At 48.7% G+C, this 25,801-nt stretch carries 25 protein-coding genes and 2 pseudogenes; 3 read left to right on the forward strand and 24 right to left on the reverse strand.

Going from position 1 to position 25,801, the window contains the following annotated elements:
• Nucleotides 1-404 precede the first annotated feature (404 nt).
• The 4 genes from T260_RS137770 to T260_RS137760 all read right to left on the reverse strand — a co-directional run bounded on the left by T260_RS137770 (nucleotide 405) and on the right by T260_RS137760 (nucleotide 5,327).
• Nucleotides 405-1,316, reverse strand: a complete 912-nt coding sequence (locus T260_RS137770; RefSeq protein WP_023633267.1) for a glycosyltransferase family A protein — start codon at nucleotides 1,314-1,316, stop codon at nucleotides 405-407.
• Nucleotides 1,317-2,231: 915 nt separating this feature from the next.
• Nucleotides 2,232-3,527: an O-antigen ligase family protein gene (locus T260_RS1000000140600; RefSeq protein ID WP_023633268.1), complete on the reverse strand. Its 1,296-nt coding sequence runs from the start codon at nucleotides 3,525-3,527 to the stop codon at nucleotides 2,232-2,234.
• Between the two features lie 14 nt (nucleotides 3,528-3,541).
• A complete protein-coding gene (locus T260_RS137765) occupies nucleotides 3,542-4,525 on the reverse strand; it encodes a glycosyltransferase family 4 protein (protein ID WP_023633269.1) in 984 nt (327 codons plus the stop codon).
• Nucleotide 4,526: 1 nt separating this feature from the next.
• The gene (locus T260_RS137760) at nucleotides 4,527-5,327 is read right to left on the reverse strand and encodes a glycosyltransferase (RefSeq protein WP_023633270.1); all 801 of its coding nucleotides are present in this window, start codon (nucleotides 5,325-5,327) and stop codon (nucleotides 4,527-4,529) included.
• Nucleotides 5,328-5,366: 39 nt separating this feature from the next.
• Here T260_RS137760 and T260_RS1000000140605 point away from each other — a divergent pair.
• Nucleotides 5,367-6,112, forward strand: a pseudogene (locus tag T260_RS1000000140605) (ISNCY family transposase); the annotation flags it as partial.
• 29 nt (nucleotides 6,113-6,141) lie between these two features.
• On the opposite strand, the gene T260_RS137755 reads toward T260_RS1000000140605, so the two are convergent.
• The 4 genes and pseudogenes from T260_RS137755 to T260_RS137745 form a co-directional block, all read right to left on the reverse strand.
• Complete coding sequence (locus T260_RS137755; RefSeq protein ID WP_023633272.1) at nucleotides 6,142-7,971, reverse strand: polysaccharide biosynthesis protein; 1,830 nt, start codon at nucleotides 7,969-7,971, stop codon at nucleotides 6,142-6,144.
• A gap of 58 nt (nucleotides 7,972-8,029) precedes the next feature.
• A pseudogene (locus T260_RS1000000140095) lies at nucleotides 8,030-8,263 on the reverse strand (UTP--glucose-1-phosphate uridylyltransferase); the annotation flags it as partial.
• A 126-nt stretch (nucleotides 8,264-8,389) separates the two neighbouring features.
• A complete protein-coding gene (locus tag T260_RS137750; protein WP_014196929.1) occupies nucleotides 8,390-8,944 on the reverse strand; it encodes a hypothetical protein in 555 nt (184 codons plus the stop codon).
• Between the two features lie 420 nt (nucleotides 8,945-9,364).
• Complete coding sequence (locus T260_RS137745; protein WP_014196930.1) at nucleotides 9,365-10,129, reverse strand: tyrosine-protein phosphatase; 765 nt, start codon at nucleotides 10,127-10,129, stop codon at nucleotides 9,365-9,367.
• A 233-nt stretch (nucleotides 10,130-10,362) separates the two neighbouring features.
• Here T260_RS137745 and tagU point away from each other — a divergent pair, with 233 nt between their 5' ends.
• Nucleotides 10,363-11,304, forward strand: a complete 942-nt coding sequence (tagU, locus tag T260_RS137740; protein ID WP_014196932.1) for a polyisoprenyl-teichoic acid--peptidoglycan teichoic acid transferase TagU — start codon at nucleotides 10,363-10,365, stop codon at nucleotides 11,302-11,304.
• A 31-nt stretch (nucleotides 11,305-11,335) separates the two neighbouring features.
• On the opposite strand, the gene T260_RS137735 is transcribed toward tagU, so the two are convergent.
• The 10 genes from T260_RS137735 to spoIIID form a co-directional block, all read right to left on the reverse strand.
• The gene (locus tag T260_RS137735; RefSeq protein ID WP_023633274.1) at nucleotides 11,336-12,121 is read right to left on the reverse strand and encodes an SGNH/GDSL hydrolase family protein; all 786 of its coding nucleotides are present in this window, start codon (nucleotides 12,119-12,121) and stop codon (nucleotides 11,336-11,338) included.
• Nucleotides 12,122-12,180: 59 nt separating this feature from the next.
• A complete protein-coding gene (locus tag T260_RS137730; protein ID WP_031212049.1) occupies nucleotides 12,181-12,879 on the reverse strand; it encodes a CpsD/CapB family tyrosine-protein kinase in 699 nt (232 codons plus the stop codon).
• Entirely contained in the window at nucleotides 12,869-13,612 is a 744-nt protein-coding gene (locus tag T260_RS137725) for a YveK family protein (protein ID WP_011232794.1), read from the reverse strand. Before T260_RS137725 ends, T260_RS137730 begins: the two co-directional genes overlap by 11 nt.
• Nucleotides 13,613-13,763: 151 nt before the next feature.
• The gene (locus T260_RS137720) at nucleotides 13,764-14,132 is read right to left on the reverse strand and encodes a hypothetical protein (protein WP_011232795.1); all 369 of its coding nucleotides are present in this window, start codon (nucleotides 14,130-14,132) and stop codon (nucleotides 13,764-13,766) included.
• Nucleotides 14,133-14,273: 141 nt separating this feature from the next.
• Nucleotides 14,274-14,711, reverse strand: coding sequence for a 3-hydroxyacyl-ACP dehydratase FabZ (gene fabZ, locus T260_RS137715; protein WP_023633276.1), 438 nt, complete (start codon nucleotides 14,709-14,711; stop codon nucleotides 14,274-14,276).
• 33 nt (nucleotides 14,712-14,744) lie between these two features.
• Nucleotides 14,745-15,086, reverse strand: coding sequence for a DNA-directed RNA polymerase subunit beta (locus T260_RS137710; protein WP_023633277.1), 342 nt, complete (start codon nucleotides 15,084-15,086; stop codon nucleotides 14,745-14,747).
• An 11-nt stretch (nucleotides 15,087-15,097) separates the two neighbouring features.
• Nucleotides 15,098-15,919, reverse strand: a complete 822-nt coding sequence (locus T260_RS137705; protein ID WP_023633278.1) for a flagellar hook-basal body protein — start codon at nucleotides 15,917-15,919, stop codon at nucleotides 15,098-15,100.
• A gap of 18 nt (nucleotides 15,920-15,937) precedes the next feature.
• Nucleotides 15,938-16,768, reverse strand: a complete 831-nt coding sequence (locus T260_RS137700) for a flagellar hook-basal body protein (RefSeq protein ID WP_011232799.1) — start codon at nucleotides 16,766-16,768, stop codon at nucleotides 15,938-15,940.
• Between the two features lie 340 nt (nucleotides 16,769-17,108).
• On the reverse strand, nucleotides 17,109-18,110 hold the full coding sequence (locus T260_RS137695; RefSeq protein ID WP_011232800.1) for a rod shape-determining protein: 1,002 nt from the start codon (nucleotides 18,108-18,110) through the stop codon (nucleotides 17,109-17,111).
• 106 nt (nucleotides 18,111-18,216) lie between these two features.
• The gene (gene spoIIID / locus T260_RS137690; protein ID WP_011232801.1) at nucleotides 18,217-18,480 is read right to left on the reverse strand and encodes a sporulation transcriptional regulator SpoIIID; all 264 of its coding nucleotides are present in this window, start codon (nucleotides 18,478-18,480) and stop codon (nucleotides 18,217-18,219) included.
• A gap of 310 nt (nucleotides 18,481-18,790) precedes the next feature.
• On the opposite strand from spoIIID, the gene T260_RS137685 reads away from it, so the two are divergent.
• Entirely contained in the window at nucleotides 18,791-19,300 is a 510-nt protein-coding gene (locus T260_RS137685; RefSeq protein WP_011232802.1) for a BsuPI-related putative proteinase inhibitor, read from the forward strand.
• Nucleotides 19,301-19,510: 210 nt separating this feature from the next.
• On the opposite strand, the gene T260_RS137675 is transcribed toward T260_RS137685, so the two are convergent.
• The 6 genes from T260_RS137675 to T260_RS137650 are packed head-to-tail and all read right to left on the reverse strand — an operon-like array spanning nucleotide 19,511 to nucleotide 25,789.
• Nucleotides 19,511-20,044, reverse strand: coding sequence for a chromate transporter (locus T260_RS137675; RefSeq protein WP_011232803.1), 534 nt, complete (start codon nucleotides 20,042-20,044; stop codon nucleotides 19,511-19,513).
• Complete coding sequence (locus T260_RS137670; protein ID WP_011232804.1) at nucleotides 20,041-20,622, reverse strand: chromate transporter; 582 nt, start codon at nucleotides 20,620-20,622, stop codon at nucleotides 20,041-20,043. The genes T260_RS137675 and T260_RS137670 overlap by 4 nt, the downstream gene beginning before the upstream one ends.
• A gap of 25 nt (nucleotides 20,623-20,647) precedes the next feature.
• Nucleotides 20,648-22,252, reverse strand: a complete 1,605-nt coding sequence (locus tag T260_RS137665) for a gamma-glutamyltransferase family protein (RefSeq protein ID WP_023633280.1) — start codon at nucleotides 22,250-22,252, stop codon at nucleotides 20,648-20,650.
• A gap of 12 nt (nucleotides 22,253-22,264) precedes the next feature.
• A complete protein-coding gene (locus tag T260_RS137660; protein ID WP_023633281.1) occupies nucleotides 22,265-23,242 on the reverse strand; it encodes an ABC transporter ATP-binding protein in 978 nt (325 codons plus the stop codon).
• Nucleotides 23,214-24,218 carry an ABC transporter ATP-binding protein gene (locus T260_RS137655; protein WP_023633282.1) on the reverse strand — a complete coding sequence of 335 codons (1,005 nt, stop codon included), beginning with the start codon at nucleotides 24,216-24,218 and terminating at the stop codon, nucleotides 23,214-23,216. The genes T260_RS137660 and T260_RS137655 overlap by 29 nt, the downstream gene beginning before the upstream one ends.
• An 8-nt stretch (nucleotides 24,219-24,226) precedes the next feature.
• On the reverse strand, nucleotides 24,227-25,789 hold the full coding sequence (locus tag T260_RS137650; RefSeq protein ID WP_021321926.1) for a glutathione ABC transporter substrate-binding protein: 1,563 nt from the start codon (nucleotides 25,787-25,789) through the stop codon (nucleotides 24,227-24,229).
• Nucleotides 25,790-25,801 lie beyond the last annotated feature (12 nt).

The raw sequence follows: 25,801 nt of genomic DNA on the forward strand, positions 1-25,801 counted from the left end.
CGAAACAAGTTTTTGCATCAAATTCGGGAGTGTGGTATGCTTGTTCATAGAGAGCACCTCCTGGGTTTGTTTGTGTCGCTACTCACATTCTACAGGAAAGGTGCTCTTTTTTCTATACCCTTTGGATTTTATTGGATAATCAACACGCCTGTCGATACACAATATTAGATGGTTTCCTCATAACAACAGTACCTCTCCTAAAATATAGATGAATCTTAAAAACTCGATCTTTACATCATACTGCACACCCTAGACATTGAAAGCACTTCGTCAAAGCACCAGCGAATGTCGTCTATAACCAAATAATTGCTCGTCAATATGTATTTGATCTTTGCAAAATACATTGGACACTGGACCTTCCTAGTTTAGCTAGAGTTCGGATCAACTTCCCCATTCTTTTTATACTAATCAAACCAAAACTTCAATTTCATAAAGAAAATTTTTATTGATCGCTTAATATATATATAAATCGCCTTTGGAAAAGCCAAAATACATAACATTTTGTAATTTGAGTTTTTTATAGGATGTTTGTATTTCACACTCCAACATCCAGCTAAATAATTAGCTACTGCTCGATAACGTTCTGACCGATTCTTGGCAAATTCTATCCTTTGCGTAAGAAAATATATATACCCAATTGGATTTTTTCTGTGTACTTCTTGTATATTCCTTGAATATCCATCCTCTAAATACTCACATATATATAATATTTTATCCAGAAGCATCATCTCATAATTTTGGTCAATTTTGTCATATATAACTGCCTCAGTTACAAATTTCTCACCCTCGAATACCGGAAACAAATTCCTTTTTAATATATCTGTTTTAAAAACCATCATGGTATCACCTTTAAAACCATATTTTTGATACAAATCAGATATTTTACACTTATTTATTCCTTTTGGCATTCTTGTTCCAAGAGCTTCTTGGTGATTATGACCTCTTAAAGCTATCATCCCTGCTAAAGAGTTATTAAGTTTTATATATCCCCAGTTATCATATATAACCTTAACAGCATCATCAGTGAGGTAATCATCAGAATCAACGCAAACGAACATTTCTGTATTACAATTTAAAACCCCTGTATTGTGTGCAACATGTTTGCCTGCATTCTTTTGTTTGATATAAACTATTTTTATTCTATTTTCTTTTATCCATGTATTTACCAATTCTTCAGTATTATCAGTTGAACCATCATCAACAATTAACCAAATAAAATTCTTGTTTATTTGACGACAGAGGCTTTCATAACAATTTTTCAATATATAACCACGATTATATGTTGGGGTAAATATTGTTAAATTTATTTTATCCATCTCTAAAAACTCCTAACTTGATTCACTAAATTGAAAGTAACTTACTTAGCTTATTGCTATAAATTTGCTCATACCCCTGTTTAAACCTTCCCGTCTTCCGCCAAAATGAAGACAGTGGTCATTTTAGAAACGGGAGGTGAATGGGGTGAACCTGAAACAGATTTTAGCCGTGTATCACCAAGGTCCTGAGGCTGTCGTTCAACTGGTAACGGAACTTTATCGCCAAATGGAGAGGCTCCAAACTCGTGTCGAACAGCTGGAAGCGCGCACGAAAAAAACAGCACCAATAGCCATCGACCTCCTTCCTCGAATCTGGCACCCTCCCTTTGTCCTCACGGGTAAAGTCGGGGCGCCGTCCCAGAAGGCAGTCGGGACATCGCGATCACACCTTGAAACCGGTCGAGAATCCCGATCACGTTCTTGTCCATCGGATCACTTCCTGCACAGGCTGCAGCGACTCCAAGGAAACTCTATTAGGAAGGTGAGTAGTTACTTATAAACAAAAACCCTTTTTTAAAAGGGCAATAAATCATATACCTATGGAAACAGGATTTCTCAAATTTTCATTTGCCTAAAGTGAGCCTTAAACTGTCGAACTTGGGAGCTACACTGGCTCGATTACCTCATCTGGGCGGCTATTCGATGGTACTTGGCCTATACTCTTTTGACGGGCAGCCGCGCGGACGCACTCCACTAAACAAATCCTCAGCTTTTTGTTCCTTTTTGGTGGAGGCGGAGCAACTGGTGCAGCAGCTTTTTCCAGACATTCTATTCTGCGTGCTTCCCTAAAGGGAGCGACATTCCATGGTGCATTAAGCTACTGGAATCTGTCTATACATCGAATTTTTACATACCACTAAGATCAACGGCCTCATGACCTCTGCTATAAGGCAATATTTCGGATGGATGTTGTTTTCATCCTTCCGATGGTGACGAAATTTTTTCGTCATGAGAGTCTATATAGAAACTACGACTCGAATAAGCTATGGCAATTAAAAATAATGTAGGAAATACAGTAGCTGGCCATAATAAAGTTGTCTCAAAAAAACCAACTAGTAATAAACTATAAAAACCAGAAACGGCTATCTTAACAAAACTTTGATTCACAATTGCATTTGATAATTTTATTAATCTCTCCCAAATTAGAATAGTAATTAGTAAAAACACTGGTATTCCATAAATAACCAAAATACTAAACATTGAATTATGAACATTCAATATCCCGTATGAAACTATATTATAATTAGAACCAATACCTACTAAAGGATGCTGTTTAAACATATAAAATAATTCTGCCCAAATCGCTTCTCTTCCAGTAAAAAAAGGCTTTTTCGAAAGGCTAAATTCAAAAATAATTCGATTTTGCCACATATAAATATATAAATAAACAAATATTATAGAACCAACAGTGAATAAAGCATTTAATAATAATATTATAACCTTTCTACTCCATACCCTTGATGGTATTAGAAAAGATAATAATACAAAAACCACTAACCCAAAAAATGCTCCTCGACTTTCAGTATAATAAATTGCATTAAGAGCAAAATATGTTGTTACAGGAATAATAATAAATTTCAGTTTTAAAGTACTTAAGTAGAAATTAGAGTAGATATACGTTACTAAAATGATATATCCTATACTATTTGGATTGAAAGATTCGTTCTTCAAAAAACAATAGAACAAAAAATAAATAAACATTATAATAGAAAGTAATTNAAATTTCAGTTTTAAAGTACTTAAGTAGAAATTAGAGTAGATATACGTTACTAAAATGATATATCCTATACTATTTGGATTGAAAGATTCGTTCTTCAAAAAACAATAGAACAAAAAATAAATAAACATTATAATAGAAAGTAATTTAATTTGCTTTCTACTTAAATTAAAAAATTCAAAAATTATTAACATTATTGCTATGTTAAATATTAAAATGATGCTACCTAAACCTGAGTTAGAAAAAATTGAATTTATTAACACCATTATTAGTAGTATTAAAGTAAAAAGAGATAAGTTTATCCTTTTTGAAAGGATCGAAGGCAAAAAACAAATCAAAAGAAAAATATTTGATAAAAAAAGAATTAAACCAACATTACTAAAAAAGTTAAATAAACCAAAATTGTACCAACTAAGTAAAAATATCAAAAAAAACAGACTTACATACCCTGAACTAATAATATCTATTTTTCGGTACTTTTTTTCTATGTTCATAATTTATTACCACACTAACCTCTTAATATATCAATTATTCGGCTAACGGCAAATTCGATGGATGTTTCTTCCTTATTTATGCTTTTGAGTAATCTTTCATTATTACTTTTGGTGAGTAGGATTTTAATCTTGCTCGATATCTCTTCAATATCAAAAGGATTATAAATAATATCATTTTCCTCCAAACCTGAAATTATTGATTTGGCTCCCGTTCCTTGAGATATGAGCAAATCACAACCATTAACTAAAGCTTCAATAGGAGCAAGTCCAAAAGTTTCAAAAATGCTGTTTTGCACAAATATCCTTGATTTCTGATAGTAAGCTGACATCTCCTCATATTTTACCTCTCCAACATAATTAACGAAAGGATAAGAGATAATTTCTTCGATATCTTTGCCCCCTTTACCAATAACAATAAGCTTTAAGTTCATTTTATCCTTCCTATTTATCAAATCAATAGCCCTACAAATTGACAAGATGTTTTTTTGGGGCATGCCTCCTCCAACTGCCAGCAAAGTTTTCGAGTCTCTTTCTACAGGAACTTTTTCACTAACCATTCCATCCCAATCTATCCCATTATTTACATAGGTAATTTTTTCTTTATATTGAGGATAATTTTTTTTCATCCAGTTCATAAAAAATTCAGAAACACATATAATTCTGGGAGCTAGCTCCAAAACTTCATTTTCGGCATTAACATCCCTTTGATTATAGTTCTGGTTTATTTTACCTTCTATACTACGACAACCATGCATTAAATAAACAGATTTAACATCTAGTAACTTTGCCAATTTAAATCCAATTATATTTATTTTGGACATCCCAGAGAAGATGACAGCATCTACCTTTCTCATTTTAATAAAAAGCTCTATAACTCTACTAGTTTTTGTTTTCTTTTCTAAAAAGATTGTATCCGTAGGCAGATATTTTTTTAATGCTTTATTAACATTAGCTGGACCAGTATTACCAATTAAATCTCCTACTAATAGTAATTTCATTCTATTTCTCCCCTAAGTTTCTTCTGTAATCTTTATATCCTCTTATCATCTCTTTTATTGCATTTAGTAAAGTCATTTCAGACTTATATTTCTTATAATGTCTTAGTGCAAACTGAAATATAAGTATTAGTGCCCATCTATTCGACAATGCACCAAATACAGCTCCTCTATCAAAAAAATATTTACTATTGAATCCATTAAACCAAGATGATTCACCAATATACAAATCTGCAATTTTTATAGGTACGTATTTAATCTTTAATCCTTTGCGCAGACATTCAAATAAAAAAATATTTTCTTCTCCCATTCTATAAACGGAACCTGCACCAAATTGCTCATTGAACTTAATATTTGCATTTTTTATCTTTTGAGGTCTGAAAGCAATTTCAACAGATGAAGTTTTTAGAGAAGTAAGATACCCCAATCTCTTGCTTTTTTTTCCATAAGATTTGAATTCTTTATTAATTCCCTCGACTTTAAACCTAATAATGTCATAATCCGGATTCTCATCAAATGCTTTTTTAATCAATTCACTATAATTATCAACGTAAACTAAATCATCATCAGCTAATAAAGCAATATCATTATCATTTGAATAAGAAATCGCCTTATTACGACTCCTACTTAATCCTGTTTCATTACAACACAAATAAGTTATTTTATGATTTTTTATATAAAAAATTTCTTCTTTTTCATATCCACATTGATTCACTATTACTGCATCAGAAGATATATTCATCTTCTCAAGTAATTTAATAGGATCTGACTCATTCATAGTTGAGATTAACACTTGGACAGACATAATTTCACACCCTAAATTCTTATAAAAATATTTTCGCCATTACTGGAAACACCGTATGTAACAGGAAAACCGCCGACGTCGACAAAATTGTTGTTGAAATGCTTTTTGAAAACGTATTTTTCCATTGTGATATTCCTTGCGAAAATTAGTACGCATTCTGCGGCGTTTTCGCTGCTTTCAACGGGCTTATGGGCTTCAGGAAGTCCCTCATCTTTCTACGTTTCCCGTGCGGCGAAGTGGTTCCGGGAACAGGGATTCCTGTTTTTCATGCACAGCTGCCCAAAGATCCAGAAGTACGGTATCCGCAAATCGTGCTGATCGACAGCACGGCCCTTTGAAGTAGTCTTTACGATTCGCAAGCAAAGTGAGGAGTATCCAATAGGTATCACTGGTTTATTTAAAGGATATAAGCTCCATCTCTGCACCACTGCCGAGGAAATCATTTTATCTCATGTGTTGACCACAACGAATCTGCATATGACAGCGAAAAGGTTCGTCAAACAGTAGAGCAGTCAGAAATCCTATTGATTTTTCCTATCAACCGCCACAATAGCGAGCAACGGAAAGACGCCTATGGTTGTTGTCTTTTGAAAATGAGGTTTGGCCAATGGCTCTTTGGACTTCATCGTGAGATTGAACGAGTATTTAATGAGTTAAAGAGTGACGGATTGGAACAGCCGAGATGGTATGGATTTCATCGATATTTACCGCATGTGTTATGCTACATCATCTTTATGCATAACTTTGAGCTTTTACTCTCAGTTGTGCAACACCACCCAATTTAGTCTGATTTAAATAAATCTGTAAAAATCTATTAATTTGCAGAAGTCTTTAAAGAAACAACTGATTTAATTTGGTTATTAGCAATCCCCAACAATCTTTCCCTAACCTCTTCCTTATCCATCGACTCAAATTGTTCCATAAAGTCGTGAAGGATTTTTTCGTCCACCATTGTTGCTTTTCCGATAAATATTTTCGGAAACACCTGCTCTGGATGGACTTCGTTTTCATTAAGCAGCTCTTCAAACAGCTTTTCACCTGGACGGATGCCGGTAAATTCAATGCCGATTTCTTCGACGGTGTATCCGGACAGTTTGATTAAGTTTTTCGCGAGATCAACGATTTTGACTGGTTCACCCATGTCTAAGACAAAAATCTCGCCGCCTTTAGCAAGCGCGCCGGCTTGGATGACGAGCTGGGATGCTTCCGGAATCGTCATAAAATAGCGCGTCATATCCGGATGGGTGACGGTAACGGGACCGCCGGCTTGGATTTGCTTTTTAAATAGCGGAATGACGCTGCCGCGGCTTCCCAAGACGTTTCCGAAGCGGACGGCGACAAATTTTGTCTTGCTCTGCTTGTCCAATTGTTGAATAATCATTTCGGCAAAGCGTTTTGTCGCTCCCATCACATTGGTTGGATTGACGGCTTTGTCCGTCGAAATTAATACAAAGGTTTGGACACCAAATGTAGCGGCCGCTTCGGCGACGTTTTTTGTGCCGAAAATGTTGTTTTTGACCGCTTCTTTCGGGTTGTATTCCATTAACGGAACGTGTTTATGCGCCGCCGCGTGGTAGACGACATCCGGCTTATGTTCTCCCATTACTTCAAACATGCGCTCGCGGTCTTGAATGTCGCCAATGACTGGGACAATGTCGATTTGGTCTTTATAGTGATTGCGCAGTTCCATGTCGATTTGATAAATGCTGTTTTCGCCGTGTCCAAGCAGGATGATTTTTTTCGGACGAAACTGGCATACTTGCCGGCAGATTTCTGAGCCGATCGAACCGCCAGCTCCGGTGACTAAAATGACTTTGTTTTCGATGTAGCTGGAAATGCTTTCGATATCGAGTTCGACCGGTTCGCGGCCGAGCAAGTCTTCCACTTGCACATCACGGAATTGGCTGACAGACACTTTCCCTGTCACGATATCTTCAAGTTTTGGGACGATTTGTGTTTTCGCGTTTGTTTTCGCGCACTGTTCAAAAATCCGGTTCAGCTGTTTTTTCGTTAACGATGGAATCGCGATAATAATGTGCTCAATGCGTAACGCTCGAACAACATCTTCAATGTCTTTTGTCGTTCCGATCACAGGAATGTTAAAAAACTGTAATTTTTGTTTATTGGGATCATCATCAATAAACGCAATTGGCTTTAGTTCCGCTTCTGGATTGTTTACTAACTGCCGCGCCACCATCGTTCCCGCGGCTCCCGCACCGATAATCAGCGTCCGCCGTTTATTCGCGTTTGGTTTTATGTAGCGGTCGCGGAACACTCTCCAGACAAACCGCGATCCACCGATGAGAATAATATGGATCATCCATGTAATCATCAACGCACGGACATAAATATCTTGAAAGGCGGAAAATTGCACGATCGCTGTTGTGATAATCGAAAACGTGACCGCCTTAATAATCGCCGTTAATTCGCTGATGCTTGCGTACTCCCATGCTTTATGATACAGGCGGTATAGAAAGGCAAAAATATGATGGCTCATAAGCAACGTCAGCGCCGATAACAGAACCGATTCATACTTCCATATTTGTATTCCTGGATGAAGCGTAAACAAGCTGACATAAATCGCCGTTAACACGATCAATGAGTCCAATATCATTAAAAACGTTAATCGTTTTCGATATGCCAACGCCCTGCGTCTCCCTTCATATTTAGAAACTAAAAAAAAGAGACATATCGTCTCTTTTTCAAGCTTTCGTATGGTTTTTCGCTTCCGCCACAATGTTCTCCATAAACGAAAGTAGTTCCTCTTTTAAATCTTCGTGCTGCAACGCAAACTCAATCGTTGTCTTAATAAACCCGATCTTTTCTCCAACGTCGTAGCGCTTGCCTTCGAATTCATAGGCGAAGACGCGCTGGATTTCGTTCAGCTTTTGGATGGCGTCGGTGAGCTGGATTTCGCCGCCGAGACCATCGCTTTGCGCACTTTTTTCAATTGATGGAACCCCCTATGTATTTTGGCCCATATGCCCCCGCGCATCGGTGCAACGCTGGCTGCGCCGATGCGCCGATGCATATGGGCATAAAAAACAGCCCCTTTTTGGGACTTAGTTTGGCATTTTTGATTTCAGATTTAAAATCTCTTTTTCATGATCGATCAGTTTGTCGAACATCACATCGGATCGGCGCTGCAAGTACGAGACGGTGACATCGACGGATTTTCTTATGCTGGTGACATCGTTTAAAATGAGTGCTTGATTGTGTTTGGAAACGCGCAGCTCTTCGAGGATTCGTTCTTGCGTCTGCTTCATGCCGGCCATCTCGTTTTCTAATTTTTGTTGGCCTTGTTGCAGCTGAGTGATGTCTTTTTGGATTTGGGAAACCGTCGTTTCCAATGTTCGTTGACCTTCTTGCAGTTGGGCGACATCACGCTGCAACGCCTTCTGCCCTTCTTGGAGCTGGGCAACATCCTTTTGAATTTGGGAAACCGTGGTTTCTAATGTCCGTTGACCTTCTTGCAGTTGGGTGACTTCCTTCTGAAGCTGGGATACGTCTTGGCGAATGTGTCCGACTGTGCCTTCCAACCGCTCAAGCCTGTCGTGGACTGGTTTCAGTTCTTCTTGCAAGACGGAACGAAGCAATTCTTTCAGCTCTTGGCTCATGGCTTCACCTCCTTGCTCTGATTATAGCATGGCCAGTGAAGCACATAGAAACAAAATAAGTTAGATCGGGCATCTAACCCGCCCTCACGCCACACCCTCGACGACGGGCGTCTAAGGTGCCAGGACCGTCATCGTCCCCACCCACGGCATGGCCGAGTGCCTCCATTGATAACGGTAAGGAGACATCACCGAACGAAACGGCATCAACGAAGAAAACGGCCTGTCTTTAAGACAAAGAAGCCGCCGCTATGAATCTCTTGCTGCGCGAGCCAAACTGTCTTAAAGAAAGAGCCGCCGCTATTGGATGTCGGTCGACATCATTCTGAATCGTTCTACAAGAAACAAGCCATGTTTCGACAACGAACGGGCAAAAGAAAAGAAGTATTTCTAAATTATTTTATATCATACTGCCAACTATTTCTAAAAGAGGCCAAGGAACTTTTTCTTTTTCACCCGCTGTGGTTCGTCGCGGAACACGGCTTGGCCGCGAACGAGCAGCTCGGCGTTCTCTTGGAAGTAGTACACCATGTCTGTCCCGTATTCTTTCCGGATCACCTCGTACGCCTCGCGGAGGCGAAACGGCCGCGTTTTCGTGTTGTGGGCGTCCGAGGCGATGAAATGGGCCAAGTTCGCTTCGATCAGCTGAAACGAGAACGTTTTGATTTTCTTGCCGAAATGGCCCGTAATGCTTGATGCCGTCAGCTGGGCCAAGGCGCCGCGTTTGACGAGCTGGTAAAGCCGCTCGGGGGTTTCGATGATCTCGGCGTTTCGCTCCGGATGGGCGATGATCGGGATAAACCCTTTCACTTGGGCATCAAAGAGGAGTTGCTCCGCATACTTCGGCACATGATCGGGCGGAAATTCGATCAACATGTATGATGTATCGGCAAGCGTCATCACCTCGCCTCGGGCAAGGCCGTCAAGCAAGTCGCCGTGGATGCGCACTTCTTGGCCTGGAAGCACGTTCAAGGCGATGCCGCGCCGTTTCAATTCGTCATTTAGTTCCGCCGCCAAGGAAAGGACGGCTGGTCTTGGGTTGTCATGCGTTCCATTTTGATGATGGGGAGTGGCGATGATCGTTGTAATCCCCTCCTTGGCTGCGGCTTGCGCCATGGCGATGGCGTTCTCCATCGCCGCCGCTCCGTCGTCAACGCCAGGCAAAATATGGCTATGAATGTCGATCATCGTCCACTCCTCCTTTTTTCGCTCTACTAAACACCTATTATGGTAACATAGGAAAAACAGGCTATCAATGGGTGAGGTTTGTCGAACATTGTCGAAATGGAAGGCAAATTCCACTGATTAGGGGGCAAGCTGGAACGCCCGCCAATGCGGCTGTCAGTTGTCTTCTTTTCGAAAACGGTCTATAATCGAAATGGTATGCACGAAAATTTCTGAATGGAAAAGGAAGAGTGCCCATGAGAGCAGAACGTCGAAAAAAGAAGAAAACATGGCTCCGCTGGGTGACGGGATTGCTCGTCGTGTTATTCGCTGGAGCAGGAATATTCGCCTATTCCATTTATCATCATGTGAAACAGACGGCGAACCAAATGCACGAGAACGTCAACTGGAAGTCGGAGAAGCGGAAAGAAAACGTTTCGTTTGAACGGAAGACGCCGATTTCCATTTTGTTGATCGGCGTTGATGAACGCAAAGGGGATCGCGGGCGCGCGGATACGCTGATTGTGATGACGGTGAATCCGAACAAGCAGTCGATTGACATGGTGAGCGTGCCGCGCGATACGAGAACGGAGATTATCGGAAAAGGGACGAAAGATAAAATCAACCACTCGTACGCCTTTGGCGGAGTGGAGATGACGATGGCGACGGTGGAACACTTTTTAGATATTCCCATTGACTACTACATTAAGGTCAACATGGAAAGCTTCCGCGACATCGTCGATGCGGTCGGCGGAGTGACGGTGAACAACCCGTTCGCTTTTACGTATGAAGGAACGCACTTCCCGAAAGGCGAGATTACGTTAAACGGGGACGAAGCGCTGAAATACTCCCGCATGCGGAAAGAGGACCCGCGCGGCGATTTCGGGCGCCAGGACCGGCAAAAGCAGATCATTCAAGCGATTATTGAGAAAGGCGCCAGCTTCTCGTCGCTCACGAATTACAGCGATGTGCTCGCAGCGATCGGGAAAAACGTGAAAACGAACTTGACGTTTGAGGAAATGAAAGAGATTCAAGCGAATTACAAAGACGCCCGCAAGCAAATTAAGCAGCTGCATATTACGGGACAAGGGACGAAAATCAATGGCATTTATTACTTGATCGTGCCGGAGAGCGAACGGCTGGCGATTTCGAATGAGTTGAAAGAGCATCTGGAGCTGAAAGCGACGGCGGCGAAGTAAATGCGACGCGCACCTTAAGAGGTGCGCGTTTTCATTGGGCGATGAAGCGCTTGGCGAGCGCATCGGCCCAAAGCGCGGCTCCTTCCTCGGTCGGCAAGTCGGTTTGCGGGTCGACGTAGCGGTTCAGCTCTTCGCTTTGATCGTCAGGCCAGGCGTGCCAATGGTTGAGGTAAGGATAGCCGTTCTCTTTCGCGAACGCTTCAAGCTGCTCGACTTGGCGCGGGTAGTAGGTCGCGTTGTAAATCGGGTTCGGCGGCTGCAAGATCACGACCGCATTCGGGGCCGCCGATTTGAGCTCGTCGATGATCGATTTGATATGGGCAAGAGTGTCGTCGATCGTCACGACACCGTTGTCGTTTAACAAAAACGGTTCAAGCAGGACAAGATCCGGCTTGTCCTTGACCCAGTCGGCGGCGATGCGCTGTCGGTCGGCGTCGGCGGTGGTCAAGCCGTCGTATTCGTGGACGGTGATGTGAAACACGCCTTTCCCATAGGCGTCATCGAGCGCTTGTTTCAGCCGCTCAGGCCAGCCGCCGTTTTCTGGCGTTGATTCGGAGCCAGCGATAACAAGGTGGACCGGACGGTGTTCCTCCACCGCCCGCTTGATGGCAGCTTGCGCGGCCGCTGGCAGCTGCTTGGCGCGGGCGAGGATCACTTCCGTTTGGCTCGTCTCTGTTTCCTGCTTGGCGGATGTTTCGACTTTCGCCCGCGCCGCTTGCACCGTGGCTTCGATTTTTCGCTCCCAGTACAAGTGACCGGTGATCAGAAAGGCAAGGCAAGCGGCGGTGAGCAAAAGGATGAAGACGAAGTTTCTCAACGGTTCTCTCCCCTTTTCTCTATCAGAACGGCTTCCCGCGGTCGGGAAGCCGTTTGTGGTTACTTGTATTGATAGTAGTAATAGTACCCGCCGTCACGGTGCTTCCGCTTGTTCAAGACAACGCCGAGCAGTTTGGCGTTGGCCGCTTCGAGCAGTTCTTTTGCCTTGATGGCCGCTTCGATTTCGGTGCCGCCGCTTTCGATGACCAGCACCGTGCCGTCGCATTGGTTGGCTAAAATTTGTGCGTCCGTCACGGCGAGGACGGGCGGGGTATCGAAGATGACAAGATCAAACGTCTCATACAACTGTTCGAGGCATTGCGCCATCGCGTTCGAGCTGAGCAGCTCGGCCGGGTTCGGCGGGATCGGGCCCGACGTTAAGATTGATAAGTGGTCGATTTCGGTCGCTTGGCACGTCGACAACAGCGGCGCCGAACCCGTTAAGACGTTGGTCAGTCCTTTGTAGTTGTTTAAGCGGAACGTGTAATGGACGGTCGGTTTGCGCAAGTCGGCATCAATGAGCAATGTCTTTTTCCCTTGTTGAGCGAAGACGACAGCCAAGTTCGCCACGGTGGTCGATTTCCCTTCGCCAGGTCCGGTTGACGTGACAATTAGGGAACGGAGCGGCGCATCAATGAATGAAAATTGGATATTCGTTCGGATCGTTCGGTATTGCTCCGCGATGGGGGATTTTGGGTTGTCGACCGTGATCAGTCTCCGCTCCGCTTTGCGGATCGATGTTGCTGGTTTACGAGCCAATGGTTTCACCTCTTGTTTGTGGAATGGCGGATTCGCGTCTCGCTTTTTGGCCGCCTTCCGCCGTGATTAAACTGACCGCCCCGAGCACCGGCAGGCCGAGATGTTTTTCGACGTCTTCTTCCGTTTTGATCGTGTTGTCCAAATACTCAAGCAGGAAGGCAAGTCCGACGCCAGTCATGAGGCCGACGACGAAGGCGATGGCCATATTGAGAAGCGGCTTCGGCTTGACCGGGGCTTGATGCTCTTTCACTTCCGCTTTCGAGAGAATGGTGACGTTGTCGATGTTCATGATTTTGACGATTTCGTTTTTGAACACTTCCGCCGTTTTGTTGGCGATCTTGGCCGCCATAGCTGGATCTGGGTCTTGGACGGTGACAGAGAACACTTGTGAGTCTTTTTCGCTTGAGACTTGAATTTGTTCGTTCAGTTCGTCAAGCGTCCGGTCAAGGTGGAGCTCGTCTTTCACTTTTTCCAAAATCGTCGGGCTTTTAATGATGACGCTGTACGTGTTAATGAGCTGCACGTTCGTTTGGATTTCGTTGAAGTTGTAGAGCTGCTGCTCGGATTTCGCCTGGTTGACGAGAATTTGCGTCGACGATTGGTAAATCGGCGTCAGTAGAAAATAACTGACCACGCCGCTCACGACGGTGGCGAGCGCGGTGATCAGGACGATGAGCCAAAGCCGTTTGCGCAATGTATCGAACAGCTCGCGCAGGCTGATTGTTTCTTCCATTGTGTCCCCCCCCCTATGATTCTCCTGTCCGCATTTTTCGACAATCGATGGACATCCCCATTATAGCGGATATCAACAGACATATCTAGCCGAAATCGGTACTAATTTTGGCCAAATGAAAAGGCCGCCCGACAGGCAGCCTTTGTTTGCGCTATTCGTCTTTATTGTCTTTGTCATTCGCATCCCGCGGATCTTCAATCGGGTCTTCGCGGTCCGGAACCGTATCGCGCTCATCGTCGCCCGGTCCGTTGTTCGTGTCGTCTCCCGGCGGGAGTTGATTGTTTTGGTTGTCGTTCAAATCGGTATCGCGGTTGTCCGGGATGCCGTCATTGTCTTTGTCGTTGTCGACGTTATCGTTTTGGTTGATGTCATCAGCCGGGTTTACGTCTTGGTCGTTGACATCGTTTTGGTTGTTTGGCGGCGGAGGATTGTTGTTGTCGCGGTTCATATTGCATCCAGCCGCTAAAAAGAGGGCGACAAGGGCGCTGAACAGCCGGATCAGCAACGCTTTTTTCTTCATCCTATCTGCTCCTTTCTATTGGTTGTGGTGACCTTATGTAAGGCCGGTCCTTGTTTATCTTTCCCAGAAAGAAACTTTTCATTCGCACGCTATATAGCGCAGCCGACAAAAAAACGCGCTCCCCGAAGGAACGCGTTTTGTTCAGTCAGCTCGTTTGTCGCCAAGAGCGAACATCAACTCCGTTTCGCAGACAAGCTCGCCGTCGACGGTGGCGATGCCTTTGCCTTTGCCGATGGCGCCGCGGGCGCGGAGGATTTCGACTTCCAAGCGGAGCTGGTCGCCCGGCTTGACTTGCTTTTTAAAACGGCAGTTGTCGATGCCGGCGAAGAAGGCGAGGCGGCCCTGGTTTTCCTCGCTCTGCAGGAGGACGACGGCGCCGACTTGGGCGAGCGCTTCGACGATCAACACGCCAGGCATGACCGGGTATTCAGGGAAGTGGCCGGCGAAAAATGATTCGTTGGCGCTGACGTTTTTGATGCCGACGGCGCGCTTGCCTTCTTCGATTTCCAGAATGCGGTCGACAAGCAAAAACGGGTAGCGGTGCGGGATGATGGACTGGATTTGCTGGATGTCAAGCATGGACAAACTCCTTTCTCTCGTTTGGCGGCTTCATCAGCCGCGATCCGTTCCTTTCTCGACGATATCGATGATGTGCTTCCACGTGGACGGGCGGAATACATCGAGCGGCTTCCCATCGCCGATGGCGCTGTAGCCGACGACCGCGCCGGCGGCGAGGCTTGCGGCCATCAAGACGATCACGATGATCAGCCGAAGCCAGATCGGGATGAGCCGGGTGCGGACGAACCGGCGCGGCGCGGCCGCCTCCCCTTCCGGCAGAAGGGCTTTGGCTTCCGGTTCGGCGGGAGTCAGCGGGCTCTTTCTTACTCGGCCTTTCCGCCTCGCCATCCGGGAAGACGGCGAGCGCATAGGTTCTTGATGCCTCTCGTCACTCATCGCGATCCTCCTTATGAGGAGCGCATGCCGTTAATCAGCCCGAGCATTTGTTCAGAGATGGAAACGGCGCGGGCGTTGAGCTGATACGCTCGGCTTGTCGCCATCAGGCCGACCATTTCCTCGCCAAGGTCGACGTTCGCTTGTTCGAGCGCGCCTTGCTTGACGCTGATTTGGCCGCGCAAGTTGCCGTTCAGTTCTTCGGCCGCGCCTGGGACGTTGGGAAGCACATAGACATTGCCGCCGCGGGCTTCCAGAAGCTGCGGACGGCGGATCATGGTGACGCCCAAATTGACGCGGGCGACGACGCGGCCGTCGGTATTGGTTGCCGTCAACGTCCCAGTCGGGGACATCTGTACGTCATGCGCATCGGCGGGAAGCACAATCGGCGCGTTCCTTTCATCAAGCACAAACAGACCGTCGCTTGTCGTCAAAGCAAGCTGGCCGTTCATGGGCGCAAGCGAAAAGTTGCCGGCGCGGGTGTAGCCGATCGTTTCCGCACCGTTTTGATCGGCCAGACGGACGCGGAACCATTGGTTTTCGTCCGTCAAGGCAAAATCCAGGCGGCGGCCGGTTTCCACCAGCGCACCTTGCTTGGTGATGAGCATCGTCGAAGCGAGACGCGCCCCGTTGCCGTAGCGCACGCCCTCTGGCGTTTGCCGGGGCGCTTCGTCGTTCGGCAGGCGGTCGATTTGTTGGGTCAAGAGCTCGGCAAAGCTCGCTTCGCGCCGTTTAAAGCCGACGGTGTTGCTGTTGGCGATGTTATGGCTGATCGTATCGAGCCGCTGTTGCAAGGCATTCATCGTGTTGGCGGCGGTGAGCATCGAACGGAGCACGGGCTTGTCCCCCTTTCATCATTTCAGGCGGCCGACTTCGTTGACGGCCTTGTCCAAGCTGCGGTCGTACGCTTGGACGATTTTTTGGTTTGCTTCAAATGCGCGGTAGGCAGCGAGCAAATCGGTCATCGTCCGCTCAATGTCGACGTTCGACCGCTCGAGAAAACGCTGTTTCACCGTATACGTCACATTGCCGGGCGCCTGCGGCAACGGCCCTGTCGTGCTGCGGAATAAGCCGTTTCCTTCCTTGACCAACGTTTGCGGATTGGCGGCGAATGCAACGCCGAGACGGGTGGCCGTCCCATTCTCATCGATGATCGTTCCATCGTCGCGGACGGCAAACCGCTCGCTTGAGAGCGGAATGCGCTCGCCATTGGCATCAAGCACATACCAGCCCTCTTGCGTCGTCAAGTAGCCGTCCGGGCTCAAGGTGAAATGACCGTTTCTTGTGTAGCGGACCTCCCCTTGACCGTTGGCGACGGCAAAAAACAGCGCGCCTCGCTGGCCGCTCGCCCGGTCGACGGGGACTTGTCCGTCCACAAGGGCGATATCGGTCGCCAAGCCGGTTTCTTTCACATCCCCTTGGCGGAAGTTCGGGATGAGTTCTTGCATATAGACGCCCGTAACGAGCGGCCCAATGACGGTTTGCGTCGGGATGGCGCGCCTTGAGGCGGTCGGGATCGGTTGATCCTCGAGGCGGCTCATCAACAGTTCCGGAAACGCTCTCATCGCGGCCGCATCGGCTTTGTATCCCGGCGTTTCGGCGTTCGCCAAATTGTTCGTCAACCAATCCACGCGCCGCTCTTGCGCCAACATGCCGCTCGCGGCGGTGTACAACCCTCTCAACATGACCAGCACCTCGCTTGTCCGATCGATCAGAAAAAGCCGCGGCCGCTCTTTGGGCAGCGGCGGATGGGGTGTTCCCTATGGTCAAGCGGGCGGCGCGTTGCCCTGCCGCTCCGCTCCTTTCCATTCCATCTTTCATTATAAGCGGGCAAGGGCAGCCGCGGCATCCCCCGCCATTCCTTTTTTGCCCGCCTCGCTTGTCCCGGCGGCGGTTGTATCCATTTTGATCAAGCCATGAGAAAAACGTCCTTCCAAAGCGGTCTGCGCCTGAATGACGCAAAAGGTTGACTCTATAAGGTTGATCCAGATGAACCATCTCTTGGCCAAAGGGCATGACGGCTTTTTAAATCAATTGCGATTTTGGCGCCCGATCGATGTTTTCCAGCATAATCCCGGTGCCAAGAGCGACGCAGTCCATCGGATTCTCCGCGACGAACACCGGAAGCTTCAGCTCTTCTGACAGCAATAAATCGATGCCATGAAGCAATGCACCGCCACCCGTTAAAATGACGCCGCGGTCGATAATATCCGCCGACAATTCCGGCGGGGTGCGCTCGAGCACGCTTTTGGCGGCTTGTACAATCAACGACACCGGCTCGCGAAGCGCCCGTTCGATCTCCTCCGATCGAACGGTGATCGTGCGCGGCAGTCCGGTGACGAGATCGCGGCCGCGGACGTCGATTTCTTCGGACCGTGCGCCTGGGAATACCGTTGCGACCTTAATCTTGATTTCCTCGGCCGTTCGCTCCCCAATGAGCAGCTTATATTCGCGCTTGATGTAGTTTAAAATCTCCATATCAAACTTGTCCCCGGCCATTTTAATGGAAGAGGCGGTGACGATGTCTCCCATCGAGAGAACCGCGACGTCAGTCGTGCCACCGCCAATATCAACGACCATGTTTCCGCACGGCTGAAAAATGTCCATTCCGGCGCCAATGGCTGCGACTTTCGGCTCTTCCTCCAAGTACACTTTTTTGCCGCCGCTTTTTTCCGCTGCCTCTTTGATCGCTTTCCGTTCCACGGATGTTGTGTTCGTCGGGCAACAAATCAAAATGCGCGGTTTGGCGAAAAAGCCTTTTAGGTCGAGCTTGCTTAAGAAATGCTTCAGCATGGCTTCGGTAATGTCAAAATCCGCGATGACGCCGTCTTTGAGCGGCCGAATGGCAACAATATTCCCAGGAGTACGTCCGACCATTCGTCGTGCTTCTTCGCCCACTGCCAGCACTTTGTTCGTGTGTTTATCGATCGCCACGACGGACGGCTCATTGAGCACGATGCCTTTGCCTTTGACGAAAATGAGGACGTTCGCCGTGCCTAGGTCGATGCCGATGTCTCGTGAAAACATATGACTTGCTCCTCCTTGCCTCTGCCCTAAAATCATTCCTAATTGTTTATTCTACCATATTTGCCTCCCGGAATGATACTGCAAACGGCAGATGGCAAGGAAAAAGTCAGTTGTTTTTCACCGTCTGCTTTTTATACTTTTTCTTCGTTGCTTCCCCGCCGCGCAAATGGCGGATCGATTTATGGTAATCGAGAATTTGTTTGACTTCTTGGGCCAGTTCCGGGTTGATTTCCGGCAGCCGCTCGGTCAAGTCTTTATGCACGGTGCTTTTGGATACGCCAAATTCTTTCGCAATGACGCGAACGGTTTTCCTTGTCTCCACGATATACTTGCCAATCTTGATCGTACGCTCTTTGATGTAATCGTGCACACCACTCGCCCTCCCTAGGTTGGATGTGAGAAGTGAGAAGTGTGAAATGAGACTCGTCTTGCCAATGATGGGCGCCGCTTTCGTTGGATGTCTTAGAAGCGTCTTCATCGCGTCGCTTGCCGGTTGTGAACGATCCCCACCTCAACCACTCTCATTGCTGTTCAATTTGTAACATTTTATTAGACAAATCGGGCATATATACCAGAAATATCAAGGCGGACAACGGTTTTTTCACAATTTTTTTGCGGTTTGTAACGAGAGCGAAATGGGAAACGACTATATTATAAAGAGGTAAAAAGGAGGCACCGACATGGGCAAAGGAAAAGTGATCGGCATCGCCGCGGCGTTAGCAGGGGTAGCGGCAGCGAGCGCACTGCTCGTGCATGTCAATGCCGACGAACGGCCGCAAGCGAAAGACGATTTGCTTGCCCCAGCGCCATCAGGCAAACCGGCGCCCGCGGGCGGAAAAGGCATCATCGCCGGGACGCTTGAGCCATCGCTGACATATGAAAAACAAAACGGGGCATACGTGTTTACCTTCACGGTGAAAAACCAAACCGAACGCGTGCAAACGGTGACGTTTACGAGCTCGAAAAAGTATGACTACGTTTTATACCGCGATGGACAAAAGATGAAGCAGTTCAGCGAAGGGAAGATGTTTGCGCAAATTTATGAGGAACGGCCGTTAAAACAGGGGGAAGAGCTGTCGTTTCAGGAAACGTTCCGCGACCTAGAGCCGGGGACGTATACGCTTGAGTGGTGGCTCGCTGATCCAAACTGGCCGAACGCGCGGGCGAAGGCGACATTTACGGTCGAGTGAAGGCGCTGCTGGTTTGCCTTCGCGGCTGTTGCCGCGCTCGCCATCCGGCGTCTAAATTAGGAAAACGCTCCTGTCCCGAGCGCTTTTTGCGGCCTTTTCCAACAGGAATTTCTGCATCGATGTTCTTTTTTGCCCGCGCTGCCACAAAAAGAGGGATGCTCACCCATGGATGAAGCATCCCGTTGCAGCGCCGAAAAGATTTTCCCTGCATTACGACAAAAAGAAAGCCCCATACACAAGCGCCAAGACGATGACGTACGCTGGGTGGATGCGCCATTTGCCCAGCAGCAAAAAAGCGCTCGCGGCGGTGAGAAACGCCGTTTGGCCGAGCCCGGCCCCTTCGTACGATTCGCGGAAAAGGTCGATCGCCATAATCCCGAGCATCACGGCGATCGCTGGGCGGATGTAGGCGGTGAGCCGCTTCACTTGCGGCGCGTCTTTCCATTTGTACAAGAGCCCAAGCAGCGCCAACAGCAAAACGAGCGACGGAGCGACGCTGGCAAACACTCCGATGGCAGCGCCAAGGACGCCGGCTTGTTCGTATCCGATATAACCTGCCATTTTCGTCGCAATGGGGCCGGGAAGAGAGTTGCCAAGCGCCAGCACCTCGCTGAATTCGTTGACCGTCATCCAGCCGTAGCGGTCAACGACCTCGTGCTCGATGAGTGGGATGGAAGCCGGGCCGCCGCCGTAGCCGAGAATGCCGGGCCAAAAAAAGGCGAGAAACAGCTGCCAGTAGATCATGACGACGCCCTCCTTTCTCCGCCTTTGTCTCTATCCACCGCCTTCGGCTTGCTTCGGCCGACAAACGCGGCCGCAAGCAACACTGCGACCACAAGCGCCGGATGAAGGCCGAGCCACTGCAAGGCCAAAAAGCAGGCAAGAAGGAGCAGGGCGGCCGGCCGCCAGCCGAGGGCGGCGCGCGCCTGTTTGGCGAACTGCCACGTCATCTCGGCAAGCATGACGGCCACGACCGGCACGACCGCTTTGGTCATCCCAGCGACCCATGGTGTGTCTTTAAACGAGGATAAGGCGGCCAACAGCACGATCATCAACACGACCGTCGGGGCCGTCGTCGCCAACACGGCGTTCACTAAACCGAGCGCGCCGCCGACACGGTAGCCGATATAGCCGGCAAGCTTCGTGGCGATCGGGCCGGGCAAAGCATTGGCGATGGCCAGAATTTCAGCGAATTCTTCATCCGCCATCCAGCGGTATTTCGCCACCACTTCAGCGCGCACAAGCGGGATCGAAGACGGGCCGCCCCCATATCCAAGCATGCCGACGCGGAAAAAAGCGAGAAACAAATGCCACTGGTTCATCGAAGTCATCCCTTTATCGTGAGTCTCACCAAGCGGCGACCGCCCCGTCCGTGCGCGGCTCCGTCCCGGCGGCAAGCACGCCGGTGTCAGGATCGCGCCAAATGATTTGTCCGCGGCCGAACGGACCTCCGTCTAAGGCAAAGCGAATGTCATGCCCTTTGCGTGCGAGCGCTTCGGCGATATGGCGCGGGAAGTGCGGCTCGACGAGCACCGTTTTTCCTTCCATCCACTGCCAGCGGGGAGCATCGAGCGCCGCTTGCGGGTTCAAGTCAAAATCGATGGTGTTCATGATCACTTGCAAATGCCCTTGCGGCTGCATAAATCCACCCATGACGCCGAACGGGCCGACCGGCGTGCCGCCTTTGGTCAAAAAGCCGGGGATGATCGTATGGTACGGCTTTTTCCGCGGCGCCAACCCGTTCGGATGGTGTTCATCGAAGACAAAGTTATGGCCGCGGTTGTGCAGGGCGATGCCCGTGCCTGGGACGACGAGGCCGGAGCCGAAGCCCATGTAATTGCTTTGAATATAGGACACCATATTCCCTTCGCCGTCCGCGGCGGCCAAATAGACCGTTCCGCCTTTTGGCGGCGTTCCCGGCTCCGGCGTCAGCGCCTCCTCGCCGATTTGCGCCCGGCGCATCGCGGCAAACGATTCCGACAACAGCTCGTCTGGGCTGCAGTTCATATAGCGGCAGTCGGCGATGTACGCTTTCCCATCGGCAAAGGCAAGCTTCATCGCCTCGATTTGCCGGTGGTGCGTCTCGACATCCGGGACGCTTGGCACGTCAAACCCGCTCATGATGTTGATGGCCATCAACGCGACAATCCCTTGGCCGTTCGGCGGAATTTCCCACACCTCATAGCCGCGGTAGGAGACGGAGATCGGCTCGACCCATTCCGGTTCATACTCGGCGAGGTCGTCCGCCGCCAAAAAGCCGCCGTATTGCTTCGAGAAGGCGGCGATTTTTTCCGCCAGCTCGCCGCGGTAAAAGCTTTCCGCCTCCGTTTCGGCAATGGAGCGGAGCGTCGCCGCATGGTCCGGAGACGCCCACACTTCCCCGATCTTCGGCGCGCGGCCGCCCGGCGCAAACGTCGCAAACCACGAGGCGAACTCCGGCCCGTTCAGCGCTTCTTTGTACACCCGATAAGCGTTCGCCCAGTATTTGCCCAGCACCGGCGATACTGGGTAGCCGTTTTCCGCATAGGCGATCGCCGGAGCGAGCGTTTCGGCAAGCGGCAGGCGGCCGAAGCGCTTCGCCAGCGCCGCCCACGCCGCCGGCGCGCCCGGCACGGTCACCGGGGCAAAACCGTACTTCGGCATCTCCGTATAGCCGCGCTCTTTCAACGCTTCGATCGAGATCGCTTTTGGCGCATAGCCGCTCGCATTCAGCCCGTACAGTTTCCCATTCGTCCAGACGAGAGCGAACGCATCGCCGCCGATGCCGTTCGATGTCGGTTCGACGACCGTCAGACAGGCGGCGGCGGCAATGGCGGCATCGATGGCGTTGCCGCCTTTTTTCAGCACCTCAAGCCCCGCTTGCGCCGCGAGCGGCTGCGATGTCGCCACAACGCCGTTTTTGGCGAACACCGTCACTCGCTGCGATGGGTATGGATGGTATAAGTAGTCCATGGCAACCCCTCCTCACTTCACTTCATGGCAAGCAACAAAATGACCTGGAGCCGCTTCTTTCCACTCCGGCCGCTCTTGTTTGCATCGTTCGGTCGCCACCAGGCAGCGCGTATGGAACGGACATCCTTTTGGCGGGTTGGCCGGGTTCGGCAAATCCCCTTCAAGACGAATGCGCTCCCGCTTCGCGCCTGGCTTCGGCCGAGGAATGGCGGACAGCAATGCTTTTGTATATGGATGGAGCGGATTGGCATACAACTCCCGAGATGGAGCTAGCTCCACCGTATGGCCTAAATACATGACAAGCACCCGGTCGCAAAAATGACGAACGACCCCTAAATCGTGGGAAATGAACAAATACGTCAGTTCATGTTTTTCTTGGATGTCTTTTAACAGTTTAATGATTTGCGCTTGAACCGATACGTCCAACGCAGAGACCGCCTCATCGCAAATAACGAGCGACGGGTTTAAGGCGATCGCTCGGGCGATGCCGATCCGCTGTCGCTGCCCGCCGCTGAATTCATGCGGGTATCGGTCGTAATGTTCCGGACGAAGCCCGACTTCTTGAAGCAAATGCAATACCCGCTCTTCGCGTTCGGCCTTTGTCATGTTCGTATGGATGATAAACGCTTCCTCCAAGGCATGTCCGATGCGTTGGCGAGGGTTGAGAGACGCATACGGATCTTGAAACACCATCTGCATCTCTTTTTTCCACTTTTTGCGTTGCCGTTCCGGCAAACGGCTGATCTCTTCCCCCCGAAAGAAGATGGCGCCCCCCGTCGCCTCTTCAAGGCCAAGAATCGTCCGGCCAAGGGTCGATTTTCCACACCCTGACTCGCCGACGATGCCAATGCTTTCCCCGGCAAATACATCAAGGGAAACGTTCTCCACTGCTTTGACGTAGCCTTGGATGCGTCGCAACACTCCCCCTCTGATCGGGTAATATTTTTTAACGTTTTCCAACTTAAGAAGTGGCTGCTTGGACTGGCTCATGGCTGTGAGCACCCTCCTCTAGCCAGCAACGGACAGAATGGTTGTTGCTGATTTTTCTCTCCAGCGGCGGCGCCGTGCGGCATCGGTCGGTCGCAAACGGACAGCGCGGGTGGAAGCGGCAACCGTCAATTTGTTCATTTAAACTGGGTAACGTCCCCGGAATCGGTTCGAGCGAATACTCCTCATCATCCACGCTTGGCACGGATTTCAACAACCCTTTTGTGTACGGATGGCGCGGGTTGGCGAAAATACTTTCGACATCGCCTTCTTCCACTTTCTCACCAGCATACATGACCATCACTCGATCCGCCATTTCCGCGACCACGCCCATGTCATGAGTGATCAAAATGACGGCCATATTCAATTTTTGTTTCAACTCATTGATCAAATCCAAAATTTGTGCCTGAATGGTCACATCCAAAGCAGTTGTCGGTTCATCCGCAATGAGCAAGCTCGGATGACAGGCAAGCGCCATGGCGATCATGACACGTTGCCTCATCCCGCCGCTCAACTCATGCGGGTATTGTTTCATCCGCTTTTCCGGAAATGGGATGCCGACTTGCTTGAGCAGCTCAATGCTTTGTTCGTGCGCTTCCCGTTTTGACAGTCTTTTATGAAGCATCAATGGCTCACGAAGTTGATAACCAACTGTAAACACAGGGTTGAGCGCTGTCATTGGTTCTTGGAAAATCATCGAGATTTCATTGCCGCGAATGCGGCGCAACTCTTCTTTCGGCAATTTCACCAAGTCGCGTCCTGCAAACTCAATCGATCCGCTCTCAATCTTCCCGTTGTTAGGAAGCAACCCCATAATCGACAGCGAGGTGATGCTTTTCCCGCACCCTGATTCGCCGACAATGCAGAGTGTTTCTCCTTTGCGGACGGAAAAAGAAACCCCCCGCACGGCGGAGACTTTTCCCTCCGCCGTGCTGAAGGTCGTGACAAGGTTCTCGACACGCAACAATGTTTCAGCCATGCTATCCCCTACTCTCTATGAACGTGATAGAGCGACCATTGTCCTGTCGGATCGATCTCCAATCCTTTCACCGATTGATCAACAGCCGCCGTCACGACGCCATGGTTCATTACAACAACGGCAGCATCTTTCAACAAGAATTCATTCGCTTCTTTCAACTTTTGTTTCCGCACTTCTGGATCGATCGTCGTACGTGATTCTTCGACAAGTTTGTCGAATGTCGGGTTGTTGTAGAACGTCCGGTTCGATACTCCAGCGTTTTTCGAATGGAAGTTTGGATAAAACAGCTCGCTGCCATCCGCCGTGCTGTTGGTCCAACCAAGGAATGTGATATCGTATTTTCCTTGCTTTGTTGCATCAAGGAAGGTGCCCCACTCCATCGATTCAATTTCGGCGTTGATACCGACTTCTTTCAGCTGTGCTTGAACGATCTCCGCCATTTTCATGTAATTTGCCGTATTGGCGACCAAAATTTTCACTTTCGTTCCTTTATAGCCATGCTCTTCAACGAGCTGTTTCGCTTTTTCAGGATCATAGGTGTAAGCGACGTTTTCTGACGATTCATCATAACCGAACACTTTCGGACCGATGACGCTGTTTGATTTCACCCCAAGCCCTTTCAGCTGCTGGATATACTCATCTTTGTTGATCGCATAGGAAACCGCTTGACGGAAGGCAAGCTCGTTCATCGGTTTCTTTTTCATATTAAAGCCTAAATAGTAGACTGGTGTGCCTTCCTTTTTGATCAGCTGAACATTTTTCATCGATTCGACGCGGGACAACTGTTCAGCCGGGATATTGTCGATAAATTGCACATCGCCCGTTTGCAGCATCGAAATCGCCGTCGTCACTTCCGGAACAACTTTGAACGTCACTTTTTCCAACTTCGGCGCCCCTTGCCAATAGTCATCGTTTTTCTCTAATGTCACATGGTCGCCCGGCACCCATTCAACAAATTTAAACGGGCCAGTGCCGACCGGCTGTTTCATTAAATCTTGTTTTTGATCAGCCGTTGGACTGACAATGGAAGCGTTCGTATGCGACAAGGCCGCCAACATCGGACCATACGGGTATTTCGTTTTGATCACTACCGTGTAATCATCTTTCACTTCCACCGATTCGACCGGTTCAAGAAGCGATGCCCTTGGCGCCGCTGTCTTCGGGTCTCTTAGTTTATCAAACGTATACTTGACCGCTTCCGCGTTAAAGTCGGTGCCGTCATGGAATTTAATTCCTTTTTTCAATTTGATGACCCACGTCTTATCATCCGGAGTTTCATACGATTCCGCCAAATGCGGCTTGATTTCCATCGTCTCCGGATCACGGACGAACAACGTTTCATACACTTGCTCGATAACGGCAGACGAGACAGAATCGTTCGTTAAAATCGGCGAAAGGCCAACGACGTCAGATGTCGTCGCATACGTCAATTCCTGGGCGACGTTTCCTTTCCCTTGCGAACTGGACGAGGCGTTGTTAGAAGCGGATTTGCCTCCGCATCCGGCCAACGCCGCGGAAACGGCAAGAACAAAAGCAAGCACAACATACGACCAATACGTTTTCTTTTTCACTGGCTTTCCCTC

Source organism: Geobacillus thermopakistaniensis (assembly GCF_000498995.1).
GTDB lineage: Bacteria > Bacillota > Bacilli > Bacillales > Anoxybacillaceae > Geobacillus > Geobacillus thermoleovorans.

Bases quoted from the DNA above. Each gene is read 5' to 3' on its own strand.
- T260_RS137700 (WP_011232799.1), bottom strand. From the start codon at position 16,768: ATGTTGAGAGGGTTGTACACCGCCGCGAGCGGCATGTTGGCGCAAGAG.
- tagU (WP_014196932.1), top strand. From the start codon at position 10,363: ATGAGAGCAGAACGTCGAAAAAAGAAGAAAACATGGCTCCGCTGGGTG.
- T260_RS137670 (WP_011232804.1), bottom strand. From the start codon at position 20,622: ATGAACCAGTGGCATTTGTTTCTCGCTTTTTTCCGCGTCGGCATGCTT.
- T260_RS137725 (WP_011232794.1), bottom strand. From the start codon at position 13,612: ATGGAAGAAACAATCAGCCTGCGCGAGCTGTTCGATACATTGCGCAAA.
- T260_RS137665 (WP_023633280.1), bottom strand. From the start codon at position 22,252: ATGGACTACTTATACCATCCATACCCATCGCAGCGAGTGACGGTGTTC.
- T260_RS137745 (WP_014196930.1), bottom strand. From the start codon at position 10,129: ATGATCGACATTCATAGCCATATTTTGCCTGGCGTTGACGACGGAGCG.
- T260_RS137675 (WP_011232803.1), bottom strand. From the start codon at position 20,044: ATGATCTACTGGCAGCTGTTTCTCGCCTTTTTTTGGCCCGGCATTCTC.
- T260_RS137770 (WP_023633267.1), bottom strand. From the start codon at position 1,316: ATGGATAAAATAAATTTAACAATATTTACCCCAACATATAATCGTGGT.
- T260_RS137720 (WP_011232795.1), bottom strand. From the start codon at position 14,132: ATGAAGAAAAAAGCGTTGCTGATCCGGCTGTTCAGCGCCCTTGTCGCC.
- T260_RS137660 (WP_023633281.1), bottom strand. From the start codon at position 23,242: ATGAGCCAGTCCAAGCAGCCACTTCTTAAGTTGGAAAACGTTAAAAAA.
- T260_RS137760 (WP_023633270.1), bottom strand. From the start codon at position 5,327: ATGTCTGTCCAAGTGTTAATCTCAACTATGAATGAGTCAGATCCTATT.
- T260_RS137695 (WP_011232800.1), bottom strand. From the start codon at position 18,110: ATGTTTTCACGAGACATCGGCATCGACCTAGGCACGGCGAACGTCCTC.
- T260_RS137765 (WP_023633269.1), bottom strand. From the start codon at position 4,525: ATGAAATTACTATTAGTAGGAGATTTAATTGGTAATACTGGTCCAGCT.
- T260_RS137685 (WP_011232802.1), top strand. From the start codon at position 18,791: ATGGGCAAAGGAAAAGTGATCGGCATCGCCGCGGCGTTAGCAGGGGTA.
- fabZ (WP_023633276.1), bottom strand. From the start codon at position 14,711: ATGCTTGACATCCAGCAAATCCAGTCCATCATCCCGCACCGCTACCCG.
- T260_RS137655 (WP_023633282.1), bottom strand. From the start codon at position 24,218: ATGGCTGAAACATTGTTGCGTGTCGAGAACCTTGTCACGACCTTCAGC.
- T260_RS137710 (WP_023633277.1), bottom strand. From the start codon at position 15,086: ATGAGTGACGAGAGGCATCAAGAACCTATGCGCTCGCCGTCTTCCCGG.
- T260_RS137750 (WP_014196929.1), bottom strand. From the start codon at position 8,944: ATGAGCCAAGAGCTGAAAGAATTGCTTCGTTCCGTCTTGCAAGAAGAA.